This window comes from Micromonospora palythoicola, from assembly GCF_036689795.1.
GTDB lineage: Bacteria > Actinomycetota > Actinomycetes > Mycobacteriales > Micromonosporaceae > Micromonospora > Micromonospora palythoicola.
The window spans coordinates 1-16562 of the sequence record NZ_JBAGKI010000096.1; the positions used below are offsets into that span (position 1 = coordinate 1).

14 protein-coding genes and 1 pseudogene are annotated in these 16562 nt (G+C 71.4%); 8 read left to right on the forward strand and 7 right to left on the reverse strand.

The window, feature by feature from the left end:
• Positions 1–137: 137 nt before the first annotated feature.
• Entirely contained in the window at positions 138–1919 is a 1782-nt protein-coding gene (arc, locus tag V5O40_RS26310; RefSeq protein WP_332907954.1) for a proteasome ATPase, read from the reverse strand.
• A 178-nt stretch (positions 1920–2097) separates the two neighbouring features.
• On the opposite strand from arc, the gene V5O40_RS26315 reads away from it, so the two are divergent.
• Entirely contained in the window at positions 2098–2391 is a 294-nt protein-coding gene (locus V5O40_RS26315) for a ferredoxin (protein ID WP_332907964.1), read from the forward strand.
• A 29-nt stretch (positions 2392–2420) separates the two neighbouring features.
• On the opposite strand, the gene V5O40_RS26320 is transcribed toward V5O40_RS26315, so the two are convergent.
• The 3 genes from V5O40_RS26320 to V5O40_RS26330 all read right to left on the reverse strand — a co-directional run bounded on the left by V5O40_RS26320 (position 2421) and on the right by V5O40_RS26330 (position 5319).
• Complete coding sequence (locus V5O40_RS26320; protein ID WP_269741471.1) at positions 2421–2993, reverse strand: hypothetical protein; 573 nt, start codon at positions 2991–2993, stop codon at positions 2421–2423.
• Positions 2994–3136: 143 nt separating this feature from the next.
• A complete protein-coding gene (locus V5O40_RS26325; RefSeq protein ID WP_408631954.1) occupies positions 3137–4108 on the reverse strand; it encodes a tRNA (adenine-N1)-methyltransferase in 972 nt (323 codons plus the stop codon).
• 47 nt (positions 4109–4155) lie between these two features.
• On the reverse strand, positions 4156–5319 hold the full coding sequence (locus tag V5O40_RS26330; RefSeq protein ID WP_332907956.1) for a M50 family metallopeptidase: 1164 nt from the start codon (positions 5317–5319) through the stop codon (positions 4156–4158).
• 83 nt (positions 5320–5402) lie between these two features.
• Between V5O40_RS26330 and V5O40_RS26335 the strand changes: the two genes are divergently transcribed.
• From V5O40_RS26335 to V5O40_RS26355, 5 genes are all read left to right on the forward strand, one after another.
• The gene (locus V5O40_RS26335; RefSeq protein ID WP_332907957.1) at positions 5403–6335 is read left to right on the forward strand and encodes a RecB family exonuclease; all 933 of its coding nucleotides are present in this window, start codon (positions 5403–5405) and stop codon (positions 6333–6335) included.
• A gap of 79 nt (positions 6336–6414) precedes the next feature.
• Positions 6415–7611: a sensor histidine kinase gene (locus V5O40_RS26340; protein ID WP_332907958.1), complete on the forward strand. Its 1197-nt coding sequence runs from the start codon at positions 6415–6417 to the stop codon at positions 7609–7611.
• 40 nt (positions 7612–7651) lie between these two features.
• The gene (locus V5O40_RS26345) at positions 7652–8338 is read left to right on the forward strand and encodes a response regulator transcription factor (protein ID WP_332907959.1); all 687 of its coding nucleotides are present in this window, start codon (positions 7652–7654) and stop codon (positions 8336–8338) included.
• Between the two features lie 280 nt (positions 8339–8618).
• The gene (locus tag V5O40_RS26350; RefSeq protein ID WP_332907960.1) at positions 8619–9386 is read left to right on the forward strand and encodes an ABC transporter ATP-binding protein; all 768 of its coding nucleotides are present in this window, start codon (positions 8619–8621) and stop codon (positions 9384–9386) included.
• Positions 9386–11935, forward strand: a complete 2550-nt coding sequence (locus tag V5O40_RS26355) for an ABC transporter permease (protein WP_332907961.1) — start codon at positions 9386–9388, stop codon at positions 11933–11935. Before V5O40_RS26350 ends, V5O40_RS26355 begins: the two co-directional genes overlap by 1 nt.
• 57 nt (positions 11936–11992) lie before the next feature.
• Here the strand turns inward: V5O40_RS26355 and V5O40_RS26360 are convergent, their stop codons facing one another.
• Both V5O40_RS26360 and V5O40_RS26365 read right to left on the reverse strand, forming a co-directional pair.
• On the reverse strand, positions 11993–12646 hold the full coding sequence (locus V5O40_RS26360) for an HAD family hydrolase (protein WP_332907965.1): 654 nt from the start codon (positions 12644–12646) through the stop codon (positions 11993–11995).
• Positions 12647–12747: 101 nt separating this feature from the next.
• Positions 12748–13512 (reverse strand): annotated as a pseudogene (locus tag V5O40_RS26365) (neutral zinc metallopeptidase); the annotation flags it as partial.
• A gap of 223 nt (positions 13513–13735) precedes the next feature.
• Between V5O40_RS26365 and V5O40_RS26370 the strand changes: the two are divergent.
• Positions 13736–14125: a YciI family protein gene (locus V5O40_RS26370; RefSeq protein ID WP_332907966.1), complete on the forward strand. Its 390-nt coding sequence runs from the start codon at positions 13736–13738 to the stop codon at positions 14123–14125.
• Positions 14125–15363, forward strand: a complete 1239-nt coding sequence (locus tag V5O40_RS26375; RefSeq protein WP_332907962.1) for an RNA polymerase sigma factor — start codon at positions 14125–14127, stop codon at positions 15361–15363. The genes V5O40_RS26370 and V5O40_RS26375 overlap by 1 nt, the downstream gene beginning before the upstream one ends.
• A 15-nt stretch (positions 15364–15378) precedes the next feature.
• On the opposite strand, the gene V5O40_RS26380 is transcribed toward V5O40_RS26375, so the two are convergent.
• Complete coding sequence (locus tag V5O40_RS26380; protein ID WP_332907963.1) at positions 15379–16386, reverse strand: 1-aminocyclopropane-1-carboxylate deaminase; 1008 nt, start codon at positions 16384–16386, stop codon at positions 15379–15381.
• Positions 16387–16562: the final 176 nt, after the last annotated feature.

Sequence of the window (16562 nt, forward strand, 5' to 3'; positions counted from 1 at the left end):
GGTCGGCTATCGGTCGGCACTGGTGCGGTGGCCAGGCTGGGCACCGGGCCGCCAGCCTCCCCAGCTGGCGGGGCTGACGCGCTCAACGTATGCACCGGGCCCGCGACGCGTGGCGTCGCGGGCCCGGTGGCGGTCGGTCAGAGGTACTGGCCGGTGTTGCTCGCGGTCTCGATGGAGCGTCCGGCCTCGGTGCCCTTGCCGCCGGAGACGAGCGTGCGGATGTAGACGATCCGCTCGCCCTTCTTGCCGGAGATGCGGGCCCAGTCGTCCGGGTTCGTGGTGTTGGGCAGGTCCTCGTTCTCGCGGAACTCGTCGACGCAGGCGTCGAGCAGGTGCTGCAGGCGCAGTCCCTTGCGACCGGAGGTGAGGAACTCCTTGATGGCCATCTTCTTGCCCCGGTCGACGATGTTCTGGATCATCGCGCCGGAGTTGAAGTCCTTGAAGTACAGGACCTCCTTGTCACCGTTGGCGTAGGTGACCTCCAGGAAGCGGTTCTCCTCCGTCTCCGAGTACATCCGCAGCACCACCGCGTCGATCATGGCGGCGACGGTGGCCTGGGCGTCGCTGCCGTGCTCGGCCAGGTCGTCGGCGTGCAGCGGCAGGCCGGGGAGGATGTACTTGGAGAAGATGTCCTTGGCCGCCTCGGCGTCCGGACGCTCGATCTTGATCTTCACGTCGAGTCGTCCCGGTCGCAGGATCGCCGGGTCGATCATGTCTTCCCGGTTGGAGGCGCCGATGACGATGACGTTCTCCAGCCCTTCGACACCGTCGATCTCGCTGAGCAGCTGCGGCACGATGGTGTTCTCCACGTCGGAGGAGACACCGGAGCCGCGGGTGCGGAAGACCGAGTCCATCTCGTCGAAGAAGACGATGACCGGCGTGCCCTCACCGGCCTTCTCCCGGGCCCGCTGGAAGATCAGTCGGATGTGCCGCTCGGTCTCACCGACGTACTTGTTGAGCAGCTCGGGACCCTTGATGTTGAGGAAGAAGCTGGTGTGCTTCTCCTCGCCCCGCCGCTCGGCGATCTTCTTGGCGAGCGAGTTGGCGACCGCCTTGGCGATGAGCGTCTTACCGCAGCCGGGCGGGCCGTAGAGCAGGATGCCCTTCGGCGGACGCAGCTGGTGCTCCCGGAACAGGTCCGCGTGCAGGAACGGCAGTTCCACGGCGTCGCGGATCTGCTCGATCTGGGAGTGCAGGCCCCCGATGTCGGTGTAGTCGACGTCGGGCACCTCCTCCAGCACGAGTTCCTCGACCTCGCTCTTGGGAATCCGCTCGTACGCGTACGCCGAGCGAGGTTCGATCATGAGCGAGTCGCCGGCCCGGATCGGACTGCCGATCAGGGTCTCGGCCAGGTGGACGATGCGTTCCTCGTCGGAGTGCGAGACCACCAGCGCCCGGTCGCCCGGCGCGCCTTCGGGACCGGCGAGGATCTCCTTGAGCATGACCACCTCGCCGACCCGCTCGTAGCCGAACGCGTCGACGATGTTGAGCGCGTCGTTGAGCAGGACCTCCTGGCCACGCCGCAGCTCGTCGACGTCGAGCGAGGGCGAGACGGCCACCCGCAGTTTCCGTCCGCCGGTGAAGACGTCGACCGTGCCGTCGTCGTGCCGGGCCAGAAAGACACCGTAGCCACTTGGGGGTTGAGCGAGCCGGTCGATCTCCTCCTTGAGCGTCACGATCTGCGCGCGAGCCTCCTTGAGGGTGCTCACGAGCCGTTCGTTGTTCTCGGTCAGCCGCGCCAACTGCGCCTGGGTGGCGGCCAGCCGCTCTTCGAGCTGCCGGACGTGTCGGGGGCTCTCGGTCAACTTGCGCCGCACCAGAGCGAGTTCCTCTTGAAGGAACGCGACCTGCGTGGAGAGATCGTGGGCCTCCTTCTCCCACCGTGCGGCGCGCGAGTCCGCGTCGTCGCTGCGTGCCACGTCCCACCTCCCCGGGGGGCTTGAACGTTCTGACCTAACACTAGCCGCTATGAGCCCGATTCGGTCCTCCGCAACGCGCCCGTCACCGAAGCTTGATCGCCAAGGGTGGGTCGACGGGCGGGTACGGGCATTCGGGTACCGTCGAGGGGTGGGACGGGAGAACATGGGGGGTGCGCCGGTGGCCGAGGTCGCGACCGACCAGTTGCAGGTCTGGGTCGACCAGGATCTGTGCACGGGCGACGGGCTGTGCGTGCAGTACGCGCCGGAGGTCTTCGAGTTCGACGTCGACGGGTTGGCCTACGTCAAGGGGCCCGACGGCGAGCTGGTGCAGGCGCCGGGCGGCCGGGTCGACGTGCCGGAGCACCTGCGCCTCGAGGTGATCGACTCGGCGAAGGAGTGCCCGGGCGAGTGCATCCACGTCGTCCGCGGCGGCGACGGCGTCGAGGTAGCCGGCCCGGAGGCCGAGGACTGACCCGCTGATCCCGGCGTCATCCGGTCGGGCTACAGCAACGGGCGACCGACCACCGAGGCGACCAGCCGGGCGAACTCCTCCAACCGGGCGATCTGCCCGGCACCGCCGTCGTCGAGGGTCTTGCCGAAACGCAGGGCGTCGTGGCGCGGCCCACCGGCGGTCTCCTCGCTCGGCGGCGACTCGTCCAGCGAGGTCAGCAGCAGGTACACGTCGATGCTGTCGACCCGGATCTCGCCGTTGTCGTGGCGGAACAGCCGGCGTCGGCAGCCGACCTCGGTGACCGAGGAGACCGGCACCACCCGCAGCGAGGAGGTCATCGAGCCCGGCGGTCCCTCCCCCGGTGGCACGTCCTCGCCGTGCCAGAGCACCAGGCGGCTGCCGTCGCAGACGACGACCTCCTGCCACACTCCGTTCACCTCGTTGACGAAACGTTCCAGGGTGAAGCCGAGCACCGAGGCCCCGCGCAGGACGCCGCCGAGCGCCTCCAGGGCGACGTCGGGGTCACGCAGGTAGGCGCGCGCCGCCGATTCCAGGTCGGTGTACGGCGACCAGTCGGGAAACACGGCCGGCAGGTCGCCGCCGCCGAAGCCGGGACGACTCATCGGCTCACCTCGTCCCACCCGGCGCCGGCCCGGGCGTGGGCCGGATCACGCCGACGGTCCACCGCCCGCTCACGCCGCCACGTCGGGCCGCCGCCGAACCCGCCCCGGATCAGCCCGCTCACTCCCAGCCGCCCCTTCCGCCGTCACGGCCTGTCCGTCTCCCGCGTCACGTCGGGTGGTGTCTGCCCGGCCGGCGCGTCGTGCGCCACCACCGTGGCCTGCCGGGCCGCCTCCGCCTCGCGTAGCGCCTGGCGGCGTTGCGCGTATGCCTCGGTGCCCTTGCTGGGCTTGCGACGCCGTGGCGGAGCGGTGACTCCGGGGGCGAGCTTACGCGCGGAGACGAGGAACGCGGTGTGGGCGATCATCCGGTGGTCGGGGCGGACCGCCAGCCCTTCGGCGTGCCAGTCCCGGACCAGTGACTCCCAGGCCCGCGGCTCGGTCCAGCCGCCGCGCTCGCGCAATGCCTCCACCAGCTCGGACAGCTGGGGGGTGGTGGCCACGTAGCCGATGAACACGCCGCCGGGCAGCAGCGCGCGTTCGACCATGTCGAGGTTCTCCCAGGGGGTGAGCATGTCCAGGATGATCCGGTCGAAACCGGTCTCGCGGCACTCGGCGACGTCACCGACATGCAGGTGCCAGGCCGGGTGCGGGCCGCGGAAGAACGACTCGACGTTTCGTCGGGCGATCTGGGCGAAGTCGTCGCGCAGCTCGTAGGAGTGCAGTTCCCCGGCGTCACCCACCGCGCGCAGCAGCGAGCAGCTCAACGCTCCGGAGCCGGCACCGGCCTCGAGCACCTTGGCGCCGGGGAAGATGTCGCCCATGGCGACGATCTGCGCGGCGTCCTTGGGGTAGATCACCTGAGCGCCGCGCGGCATGGAGAGCACGTAGTCCGACAGCAGTGGACGCAGCGCGAGGAACGCGGTGCCGCCACCGGAGGTGCTCACCACGCTGCCGTCGGGCAGGCCGATCAGCGCGTCGTGCGCCAGGATGCCCCGGTGGGTGTGGAACTCCCTGCCCGGTTCCAGGGTCACCGTGTGCATCCGCCCCTTGGGGTCGGTCAGCTGCACCCGGTCGCCGGGCTGGAACGGCCCGCGGCGCACGGCGGGCGGCGTCACCTTCTCCTCGGGGAGGTCGCTGGCCGGGTGGGCGGAGTGGGTGACGGTCACGTGTTCATCTTCCGGTGAGGTTCGAGCAGTTGAGCCAGATCCGCGATGTGCAGAACGCCGACGACATCTTCGCCTGCGGTCACCACGTACTGTGCGCCCGGGTGGGCCTGTACGGTCTCCAGCACCCGTTCGCCGTCCGTGTCCACCGGGATGGTCGGCAGGTCGGCGAGGGTACGGGCGACGGCGTCCACGGCCAACCAGGGCCGGCGGGCCTCCGGCACCGCCGCGGCGGCGACCGGGTCGACCAGGGCCACCGGCCGGCCGGCGGAGTCGGTCACCAGCAGCGCGGCCGCGTGCTGCGGTTCGGTGACCGGGCGGGTCGGCGCGGCTCGGCGCTGCGCCTCGGCCAGCGGGGTGCCGGTGGGCACGGTGTGCACCGGGCGGGCGAGGGTGGTCAGGTCGACCAGGGGGAGCCGACGGCCGATGCGGGACATCCGGATCGACTGTCCGGCACCGTGCCAGAGGGTGAGGGCGACGAGTGCCGTCAACGGCAGCGCCAGCAGGCTCAGCACGTCTACCGCGTAGAGCGCCGCCACCAGCAGCGCGGTGCCGACGGCCAGAATCCGTCCGGCCCAACCGGCCACCTCGGTGGCCCGGTGCCGGTCCCGGGTCAGCGCCCAGACCACCGCGCGCAACGCCCGACCGCCGTCCAGCGGCAACCCGGGCAGGATGTTGAACAGCGCGACGATGACGTTGCTCGCGGCGAGTTGGAAGGCGAGCTGGTCGGCCACGGTACGGTCGGGCAGGGCCAGCGTGGCGGCCACGGCGGCCGCGCCGAGCACGGCGGAGACGGCGGGTCCGGCCAGTGACACCAGCAGGTCCACCCGCGGTGAGGGCGCGTCGCGGTCCATCTCGGTGTACCCGCCGAGCAGTTCCAGGGTGATGCCGCGCACCCCGATGCCGAAGCGGCGGGCGGTGAGGGCGTGACCGAGTTCGTGGGCCAGCACCGAGCCGAGCAGCGCGACGACGAACCCGGCGCCGACGAGGTAGCCGCCGAGCGGGGACAGTTGCAGCCGTTGACCGGCCAGTTCGCCGTACAGGACCGTGATCAGGAGGGCGAGCAGCAGGATCGAGGCGTTCAGGTACAGCGGCACCCCGAGGATCCGGCCCACCCGGATGCCGGGGCGCTGGCCGGCACCGGCTCGCCTGCGCTGTTCCATCGGGCTGATGCTACGCGGCGGGAGATCACGTACCGGAGCGGCGGCGGTCGGCCTGTCACACCGGTGGCCTAACCTTCCGGGGCATGACGGCGGATCCGGTGATCACTCAGCAGACCCCGACCCCGACCCCGACCCCGACCCCGACGCAGCCGCCGGCGACGGTGCGGGCCTCGCTGTCACCGTCGCGGGCGGCGGATTTCAAGACCTGCCCGCTGCTCTACCGGTTCCGCAGCATCGACCGGCTGCCTGAGCGGCCCAGTGTGGAGCAGGCGCGGGGCACGCTGGTGCACGCGGTGCTGGAGCGGTTGTTCGACCTGCCGCCGGCCGCCCGCACTCCGCAGGCCGCCGGTGACCTGGTGCCCGGCCAGTGGGAGCACCTGGTCACCGAGCAGCCCGAGCTGGCCGGGCTGTTCGCCGATGACGACCCGTCGGCCGCCACGGAGTTCCTCCGCTCGGCGTCGGCCCTGCTGGATGGCTACTTCGCGGTGGAGGATCCGCGCCGGCTGGAGCCGGCCGAGCGGGAGAGCCTGATCTCCGCCGTGGTCGACGACGAGCTGCTGATCCGCGGCTACCTCGACCGGCTCGACGTGGCTCCCGACGGCGCGCTGCGGGTGGTGGACTACAAGACCGGCGGTGCCCCACGGGAGGCGTTCGAGGCGCGGGCCCTGTTCCAGTTGAAGTTCTACGCCCTGGTGCTGTGGCGCACCCGTGGCGTGGTCCCCCGGGTGTTGCGACTGCTCTACCTCAAGGACGCCGAGGTGTGCGACTACGCCCCCGACGCCGAGGAGCTGGTGCGCTTCGAGCGGACGGTGGTGGCGCTGTGGCGGGCGATCGAGCAGGCCACTGCCGCCCGGGATTTCCGGCCGCGCCCGAGCCGGCTGTGCGACTGGTGCAGTCACCAGACCCGCTGTCCCAGCTTCGGAGGGACTCCGCCGCCGTTTCCGGAGCCGGCGGCGACGCCTGATCCGATGCGCGACGCCCGGTCCTCCCCCGCGCCACCCGGTGCGGACGAGTAGGCGCTCTCCTTCCCGGGGATGAGGAACGAGTCACCACACAAGACGATCTTTCGGCGGCATGGGCGGTTAGCGTCGGGGCGTGGGTAGCGCGCTGAGGGAGTGGCTGCGTCGCAGTCCGGCGGCCGGTGACTCGCTGCTGGCCGTCGCTCTGGTGCTGGGCGAGGTGCTGTTCACCCTGCTCACTCCCCGGGAGTTCTGGCCGCGACCGTTTCCGACGGCGTTGGGGTGGAGTGTGTTGTGCGCGGCACCGGTCGTGCTGCGCCGGGTGGCGCCGTGGCCGGCGCTGCTGGCCGCGTTGGCCACCCTGCTGTTCCCGGTCGTCATCAAGGTGGCGCCGACCACCCAGAGCCTCACCTTCGTGGTGCTCACCTACACGATGGCGGCCTATCGTCCGGTACGTCCGGCACTGGTGGCGGCGGTGGGGCTGTGGCTTCCGGTGGCGGTGGTGAACGCGCTGGTGCCGCCGGTGGGCATTCCGCAGGTCGGTTCGGCGTTCCTGATCGCGAACAACATCCTGGTGGGGATCGTGTCGTTCTCGGTGGGCCGGGCGGTGCACGCGCGCCGCTCCTCCACCGAGGCGCTGCGGGAGCGGGCCCGGGTCGCCGAGGCCAATCAACGGGCGCTGGCCGAACAGGCGGTCGCGGACGAGCGGCGCCGGATCGCGCGGGAGCTGCACGACGTGGTGGCCCACCACGTGAGCGTGATGGGGGTGCTGGCGACGGGGGTGCGCCGGGTGCTGCGCCGCGACCCGGACAGCGCCGACGAGGCGATGGCCACCATCGAGGAGACCAGCCGGGCGACCCTGCGGGAGCTGCGCCGGCTGCTCGACGTGCTGCGTACCGAGACCGAGCCGGCGGCGGAGTTGGCGCCGCAACCGGGTCTGGCCGGCATCGAGGCGCTCACCGATCAGGTCCGCGAGGCCGGGCTGCCGGTGACGTTGACGGTGACCGGACAGCCCGGGCAGTTGGAGGAGGGAGTGGCGCTGACCGTGTACCGGATCGTGCAGGAGGCGCTGACCAACGCGCTCAAGCATGCCGGGACGGCGACCGCGCAGGTGCGGGTGGGTTTCGGTGGCGACGCGGTGGAGGTCGAGGTCACCGACACCGGTCGCGGGCCGTCACCGGACACCGATCGGATCGGGCACGGACTGGTCGGGATGCGGGAACGGGTCGGCCTCTACGGTGGGATCCTGCGTACCGGCGCGCGAAGCGGTGGTGGCTACCGGGTGTACGCCCGGATTCCGGTCGAACCGCTACCGGAGTCGAGCCGACGGTGAGGTGGGCCTGGTGAGCGGTGCAGTCGACAGGGAGGACCAGATGGCCGATGCGACGCCACGTGCCCGACCGGTGCGGATCCTGCTCGCCGACGACCAGCCGCTGCTGCGTACCGGCTTCCGGATGGTCCTCGGCGCGGAGGCCGACCTGGACATCGTCGCGGAGGCCGGCGACGGGGTGGAGGCGGTGGAGCTGTCCCGCCGGTTGTTGCCGGACGTGGTGCTGATGGACATCAGGATGCCCCGGATGGACGGGGTGAGCGCCACCCGGGCGATCGTGGACGCCCGGTTGCCGGTGCGGGTGCTCATCCTGACCACCTTCGACCTGGACGAGTACGTGGTGGGTGCGCTGCGGGCCGGGGCGAGCGGCTTCCTGGCCAAGGACGTGCCGGCGGAGGACCTGGTCACCGCGATCCACACGGTGGCCGCCGGTGACGCGGTGGTGGCGCCGCGGATCCTCCGTCGGCTGCTGGACCGGTTCGCCGACGTACTGCCGGACCCGTCCGCGACCCCGTCGAAGGCGTTGGGCGCGCTCACCGAACGGGAGCGGGAGGTGCTCGTGCAGGTCGCTCGCGGCCTGTCGAACGCCGAGATCGCCCGGGCGCTGTCGGTCAGCGAGACCACCATCAAGACCCACGTCGGGCACGTGTTGACCAAGCTGGGACTGCGCGACCGGGTGCAGGCCGTGGTGCTGGCGTACGAGTCGGGCCTGGTCCGACCTGGCGGTTAACGTCGGCGTTGCATCGGTCACCTACCGTGACGGCCTGCGGTGGAAAACGGTTGACCCTCACGCGACGGCAACGTCCAGGATGACCGTGAACACCGGCGGCGGATGGCGACAGTTGCCGGAGTCGGGGACAACCCTGACGTCGGTTGGGGGGTACCCGCAGCCATAAATCCGTTCCGGCTCCGCCCGGAGTCGGACGGATCGGCGGTGGGCAGCACAGATGATTGATTCGCACCGGTCCAGCGGGGGCGGTGCGAGCTGACGCGACGGAGAGGTACGTGACGTGACCGCTACCACAGGCCAGTCGGCATCGGCCGCAGCCCGGGCAAGCGACGTGTGGAAGGTGTACGGCAGCGGCGAGGCGCAGGTCATCGCCCTGCGGGGGGTCAGTGCGGAGTTCGAGCGCGGACGGTTCACGGCGATCATGGGCCCGTCGGGCTCAGGTAAGTCGACGTTGATGCACTGCCTGGCCGGGTTGGACTCGGTGACCAGGGGGACCGTGGAGATCGGTGAGACCACCGTCACCGGGCTCGGTGACGCGGGTCTGACGAAGCTGCGCCGCGACAAGGTCGGCTTCATCTTCCAGCAGTTCAACCTGCTGCCGACGTTGACCGCCAAGGAGAACATCCTGCTTCCGCTGTCGATCGCCGGCCGGAAGCCGGACCCGGCCTGGTTCGACGTCGTGATCGACACGGTGGGCCTGCGGGACCGGTTGGGTCACCGGCCGGCGCAGTTGTCCGGCGGCCAGCAGCAGCGGGTGGCCTGCGCCCGGGCCCTGGTGGCCCGCCCCGAGGTGATCTTCGCGGACGAGCCGACCGGCAACCTCGACTCGCGCTCCGGCGCGGAGGTGCTGAACTTCCTGCGCGACTCGGTACGCCAGCACAGGCAGACGATCGTGATGGTGACCCACGATCCGACGGCGGCCGCGTACGCCGACCGGGTGGTGTTCCTCGCCGACGGGCAGATCGTCTCGGAGCTGATCGAGCCGACCGCGGACACGGTGCTGGACACGATGAAGAAGCTGGACACGCCCGCCGAGGTGGCCGGCTGATGTTCCGGGCAACCTTGAAGAGTCTGCTGGCCCGCAAGGTCCGGCTGATCCTGTCCGGCCTGGCCGTGGTGCTCGGCGTCATGTTCGTCTCCGGCGCCTTCGTCCTCACCGACACCCTGGGCCGTTCCTTCGACTCGCTGTTCGCCGACGCGTACGCCGAGGTCGACGTCAACGTGGCCGCCAAGCCGAAGCTGGAGCTCGGCGAGCTGGAGGGCGAGCAGCTCGCCACCCCGTTCCCGGCGGCCACGGTGGAGACGGTGCGCTCGGTGGACGGGGTGGCCGAGGCGACCGGGGTGGTCACCGCCGACGGGGCCCGGTTGATCGGCAGCAACGGCAAGGTCGTCACCTCGTTCGGGCCGCCGCAGTTGGGTGGGAACTGGACCGGCGAGAGCGACCTGGTGCGGTTGCGCGAGGGTCGGGAGCCGCAGGCCGACGACGAGATCGTGATCAACAAGGGCCTGGCGGACGCCGGGCGGGTGGCGGTCGGCGACCGGGTGGGCGTGCTCACCCTCCAGCCGCGCAAGGAGTTCACGATCGTCGGCATCTTCGGTTACAGCGGCGACCGGGACTCCCTCGGCGGCGCGAACGAGGTCATGTTCACCACTCCCGTGGCGCAGCAGCTGATGCTCGGCGAGTCGGACGTGTTCAGCAACGTGGTGGCCACCGCCGCCGACGGGGTCTCCGACGAGCAGCTGCGTGACGCGGTGGCCGCGGCGGTCGGCGACGGCTACGTGGTCAAGACCGGCGAGCAGCTCTCCGCCGACGCCGCCGCCGGTCTGAAGGAGGGACTGTCCTTCTTCAACCGGATCCTGCTCGGCTTCGCCGCGGTGGCCCTGCTGGTCGGGACGTTCCTGATCCTCAACACCTTCTCGATCATCGTGGCGCAGCGCACCCGGGAACTGGCGTTGCTGCGCGCGGTCGGCGCCAGCGGCAAGCAGATCATCGGCTCGGTGGTGCTGGAGGCGATCGCCGTCGGGCTGATCGCCTCGGTGTTCGGCCTGGCCGCCGGCATCGGCATCGGCGCGCTGCTGGCGTACCTGTTCGGCAACCTCGCCGGCGGGCTGGCCCTCGCCGGGGTCGGGGTGCCGGCGTCGGCGGTGATCGGCGCGTTCGGTGTCGGCCTGGTGATCACGGTGTTGGCGGCGCTGCTGCCGGCGCTGCGGGCCGCGCGGATCCCACCGATCGCGGCGATGCAGGACGTGGCGACGCCGGACCGGCCGTTGACCAAGGTGACCGTCGGCGGTGCGCTGGTCACCGCGATCGGCGCCACCCTGCTCTTCCTCGGTCTGGGCGGGCACGCCGGTGACAGCACGCTGGCCACCATCCTCGGTGGCGTGCTGTTCTCCTTCATCGGGGTGGCCCTGCTGACGCCCCTGATCAGTCGTCCGGTGGTGGCGGCGCTGGGATCGGTCTTCTCCGGCTGGGTGCCGGGCAAGCTGGGCCGGCTCAACTCCGGTCGCAACCCGCGCCGCACCGCGATCACCGCGGCCGCGCTGATGGTGGGCATCGCCCTGGTCACCGGCATCACGGTGATCCTGGACTCGGCCAAGAGCAGCATCAGCGGGCTGGCGCAGGACAGCATCAGCGCCGAACTGGTGATCGCCGGGGCACAGTCCGGTCCGCGCCCGCCGACGTTCGACCCGGCGGTGCTGGACGAGGCGAAGGCCATCCCCGGCGTCCGCCTCGTCGACGGCGAGTACGGCGACATGGCGCTGGTCGGCGGCGAGCGCACCTGGGTCGGTGCCAGCAGCGAACCGAGCGCGCTGGTGGAGATGTTCGGCCTCACCGCGACCGCCGGGGACATCGGGCGGCTGGGACCGGGCCAGATGCTGATCAGCTCGGACGCGGCGGAGTCGCGTGGCCTGTCGGTCGGCTCGACCGTGCCGGTGCAGTTGGCCCGGGGCGACGAACGCAGCTACACGGTCACCGGCATCTACGAGAGCACCCCGCTGTTCGGCGGCGTGACGTTGCCCGCCGAGGCGGCGCGTGACTTCTCCATCCCGCAGCCCATCCAGGGTTACCTCCAGCTGGAGTCGGGGGTCCGGGCGGCCGACGTGCTGCCCCGGGTGGAGGCGCTGCTGGCGGACAGCCCGGAGGTCTCGGTGGCCGACCGCGACGCGTTCATCGAACAGCAGGCCGGGCAGCTCGACGGGCTGCTGCAGATGATCCAGATCCTGCTGGCGCTGGCCATCGTGATCGCGGTGCTCGGCATCGTCAACACCCTCGCCCTGTCGGTGCTGGAACGGACCCGGGAGCTGGGTCTGCTGCGTGCCATCGGCCTGCGCCGGTCGCAGACCATGGGGATGATCACTGTGGAAGCGGTGGTGATCTCGGTGTTCGGCGCGCTGCTCGGCGTGGTGGTCGGCGCCGGCCTGGGTGCCGCGGTGGTGGAGGCCCTGCGCGACGAGGGCATCAACAGACTGGTGCTGCCGTGGGGCCAGATGGGTGTCTTCCTCGGCCTGGCCGCGATCATCGGCGTGGTCGCGGCGGCGCTGCCGGCGATCCGGGCCGCCCGGATCAACGTGCTGGGCGCCATCGCGCACGACTGACCGGTAAGGCGGGCCCCCGGTGCGACGCGACGGGCGTTGCGCCGGGGGCCTGCTCGGTCAGCCCGGGGTGGCGGCTGGACGCAGCAGCTCCGCCAGCAGTTCCAGGTCGGCCAGCAGCAGGCTCTCCAGCTGGTGTACGCCGTCGGTGGGTGCCAGCGGCACCTCGGCGGGCACGGCCAGCACCGCGGCCCCGGCGGCGACCGCGCTGGCCACCCCGGTCGCCGAGTCCTCGATCGCCACGCACCTGTCGATGGGTACCCCGAGCAGCCGGGCGGCCGTCAGGTACGGCTCGGGATGCGGCTTCGTCGCGTCGACCTCGTCGCCGCAGACCACCACGTCGAAGCTGTCGCGGCCGAGGGTGTCCAGGGCGATCTCGACCAGGGCCCGCCCGCTGGAGGTGACCAGGGCCGTCGGGATCCGCGCCTGCCGGACCGCGCCGAGCAGCGCCAGCGCCCCCGGCCGCCACCGCAACCCGGTGCGGAACAGCTCCAGGATCCGCGCGTTGATCCATTCCGCGCTGGTCCGCGGATCCCGGTGCGGCTGCCCCAGGTCGTCGTGCAGGATCCGCATCGAGTCGGCCATGCCCGTGCCGACGATCGCGCGCCGGGCGTCGGCGGAGAGGGTGCCGCCGTACCGCTGCGCCAGTTCGGCCAGCGCGACGTCCCACAACCGCTCGCTGTCGACCAGGGTGCCGTCCATGTCGAAGAGCACGGCGGCTGGACGGGTGCTGCTCACCGGATCCTCCTCGGGCTCGGTTGACCGGTGAATCCTGTCAGCCGACGGTGCTCCGGCGCTCGGCGCAGTGACCTTTCTCAACCGAGGTCGCAGGCGGTCAGGGACCGTTCGTAGCCCCGGAAGAACGCCTCGGAGCGCTGCTCGGGGGTGCCGTGGGAGCCCTCGGCGAACCACGGTTGACCCGGGTCGTCGCCGACGGCGAGCAGTCCGTCGTTGAACTCGTCGAGGTCACCTTCTTCCAGGGTGAGCCGGTCGGACCGGACCGAGTCGCCGAGAAACGCCCCGGCCATGCAGTCGGCCTGTAGTTCCTGCTGGATGGTGAAGTTGTACCGGATGCCCAGCCGGGTCTGGATGCCGTGCGCGTACTCGTGCCCGAGCAGGTAGAACACGAACGCGTCGCCGATCTGCCGGAAGGCGCCGAACGACCAGTTGATGTCGTACGCGATGTAGTCGTCGACGGTGCAGTAGACCGCGTTGTTGCGGGGCACCTCCTGACCACCGCAGGAGACCTCACCGTCGCGCTGGTACGGCAGGACCTGCCTGATCGGCCGGAAGGACTGCCCCGAGGCCTCGAACTGGTCGGCCCAGTACAACTCGGCGAGCCGCTGCGCGTCGGACACGTCCTGGCGGAACTCCTCCACGGTGTCGGTGCCGTCGGCGCGGGTCACCTCCGCCGTCGGCTCGGCCGGTTGCGGCTGCCCGTTCGGGTCCGCCGGCCCGCCCACCGGCTCCACCATGCAGGCGGCCGCCGCCACCAGCGCCACCGTCAGGCCGGCGAGTCTGCCCCGGCGTAACCCTCGCCCACCTGCCGCCACCGCACGCCTCCCGCCTCGACGTCGCCGGTCCTGTACCCCGACGGTACGACCGTCACGCCCGTTGCCGTCAGGTACGCCTTACCGCCCCGTCCGGTTCAGTCGCGCGTGTTCCATCCGCTCTCCCGGCCGGTCGCCGAAAGACGGCCTATGGTGCGGTGGTCGGTGTCCGGTACGCACATCCGGCTCCGACGTCCCCGATGAACCGGCACCACGACGGTGGCGGGCGGGAGAGGGAGACGCCGTGAAATACATGATCATGCTGTACGGCTCGCAGCGGGACTACGACGCGATGGCCGGGCACGGCTCCGACCGGCCGGCGATGTCGGCCGAGCAGGTGGCCGCGATGCACGCGCACATGGGCAGGGTGCACCGGGACCTCGCCGACGCCGGTGAACTGGTGGACGCCCAGGGGCTCACCGCGCCGGTGCACGCCCGTCGGGTCCAGGTGCGCGACGGCGCGGCGATGGTCACCGATGGTCCGTACCCGGAGACGCAGGAGGTCCTGGCCGGGTACACGGTGGTCGAGTGCGCCAGCTTCGACCGGGCCGCCGAGATCGCCGCCATGCTGGTCAACCCGGACAACCCCGGCGAGTACGTCGACGTGCGTCCGATCGCCGAGGGCATCGACGACCTCGTCTGATGAGTGAACCGACCGTCGAGGACCTGCTGCGCCGCCTGGCGCCGCAGGTCCTCGGCGCGCTCGTCCGCCGCTACGGGCACTTCGACACCGCCGAGGACGCCACCCAGGAGGCGCTGATCGCGGCGGCCACCCGCTGGCCCCGGGACGGTCTACCGGCGAACCCTCGAGGCTGGCTGATCACGGTGGCGTCGCGGCGGCTAACCGACCTGCTCCGGGCCGAGCAGGCGCGACGGCAGCGGGAGGACGTCGTCGGCCAGCGCGTGGTGGCCGAATGGCGGCTGGCACCGTCGGGTCATCGGAGCACGGACTCCGACGACAGTCTGATCCTGCTGTTCCTGTGCTGCCATCCGTCGCTGTCCCCGGCCGCGCAGGTCGCGTTGACCCTGCGGGCGGTCGGCGGGTTGAGCACGGCGGAGGTGGCCCGGGCGTTCCTGGTGCCGGAGCAGACCATGACCCGGCGGATCAGCCGGGGCAAGCAGCGTATCCGCGACAGCGGCCTGCCCTTCGCGATGCCCGACCCGGCCGAGCTTCCGGGGCGGCTGGCGACCGTGCTCCGGGTGCTCTATCTGATCTTCAACGAGGGGTACGCGAGCACATCCGGGCCCGGGCTGCTCCGCGCCGACCTGTGCGCCGAGGCGATCCGGCTGGCCCGGCTGCTGCGCCGGACCATGCCCGACGCCGCCGAGGTGACCGGCCTGCTGGCGTTGCTGCTGCTCACCGACGCCCGCGCACCGGCGCGCACCGGTCCGTACGGCGAACTGATCCCGATGGCCGAACAGGACCGCTCCCGCTGGCGTGCCGATCAGATAGCCGAGGGCACCGCGCTGGTGGTCGAGGCGCTGCGCCGCGGGTCTCCCGGGCCCTACCAGGTCCAGGCCGCCATCGCCGCCCTGCACGACGAGGCGTCCGGCCCGGAGCAGACCGACTGGCCGCAGATCGCGATGCTGTACGAGGTGCTGACGGCGATGGACGCCAGTCCCCTGGTCGCACTGAACCGTGCCGTCGCGGTGGCCATGGCGGACGGTCCCGACGCGGGGCTGGCGCTTGTCGAGAAGGTGGCCGCCGACGGTCGGTTGGCCCGGGACGCGCGGCTGCCCGCCGTACGCGCGCATCTGCTGGAACGCCGCGGCGACCCGGCGGCGGCCCGCGCCGAGTACCGGACGGCCGCCGCGCAGGCCACGAATCTGGCGCAGCAGCGGTACCTGAACACCCGCGCCGACCGCCTCACCGACGGCTGAGCGAACGTGTGGCAGTCAGCTGAAGAGCGAGTGGTAGGCGTTCAGGGCCGGTTGCCCGCCAAGGTGGGCGTAGAGGACGGTGGCGTCGGCGGGGATGTCCCGGGTACGGACGAGGTCGATCAGCGCCGCCATCGACTTGCCCTCGTACACGGGGTCGATGATCATGCCTTCCAGTCGGCCGGTGAGCCGGATCGCGTCCAGGGTGGACTGGATCGGGATGCCGTAGCGGTCTCCCGCCCAGCCCGGCAGCACGGTGATCTCGTCGTCGCGCAGGTCGCGCCCGAGACCGATCCGCCCGGCGGTGTCACGGGCGATCTTCTCCACCTGGGCCCGGGTCTCGTCGAGCGTGGCCGAGGCGTCGATGCCGAGCACCCGCCGGGGCCGGTCCTGGCCGGCGAAACCGGCGATCATCCCCGCCTGGGTGCTGCCGGTGACGCTGCAGACGACAATGGTGTCGAAGAAGACCCCCAGCTCCCGCTCCTGTCGCTGGACCTCGTAGGCCCAGTTGGCGAAGCCGAGCCCACCCAACGGGTGGTCGGACGCCCCGGCGGGGATCGCGTACGGCACGCCGCCGCCGGCCCGGACCTCCTCAAGCGCCCGCTGCCAACTCTCCTTGACGCCGATGCCGAAACCGTCCGGCGCGAGGCGCACCTCGGCGCCCATGATCCGCGACAGCAGGATGTTGCCGACCTTGTCGTTGACCGGGTCCGGCCAGTCCACCCAGCTCTCCTGCACCAGCACGGCCCGCAGGCCGGCCCGGGCGGCGACGGCGGCCACCTGACGGGTGTGGTTGGACTGCACGCCACCGATGCTGACCAGGGTGTCCGCGCCGTGGGCCAGGGCGTCGGCCACCAGATACTCCAGCTTGCGGGTCTTGTTGCCGCCGAAGGCCAGTCCGCTGTTGCAGTCTTCCCGCTTCGCCCAGATCCGGGCGCCGCCCAGGTGGCGGCTCAGCCGGTCCAACGGGTGGATCGGGCTCGGACCGAAGAGCAACGGGTAACGGTCGAAGTCAGCTAGAGACATGCAATATATTGCACGTTGCAGGATTTGGCCTGTCAAGCCTTCGTCCGGTCGCCCCGACGACGATCGGGTCGACTTCGACCAGGTGGGCGACAGCGACGGGGCGTGACGTCGTCGAACTCACACCCCCCGCGCACCCGGGCCGGCTCAGCACGGTGTTTGGATTGTGGTCAGCGCCC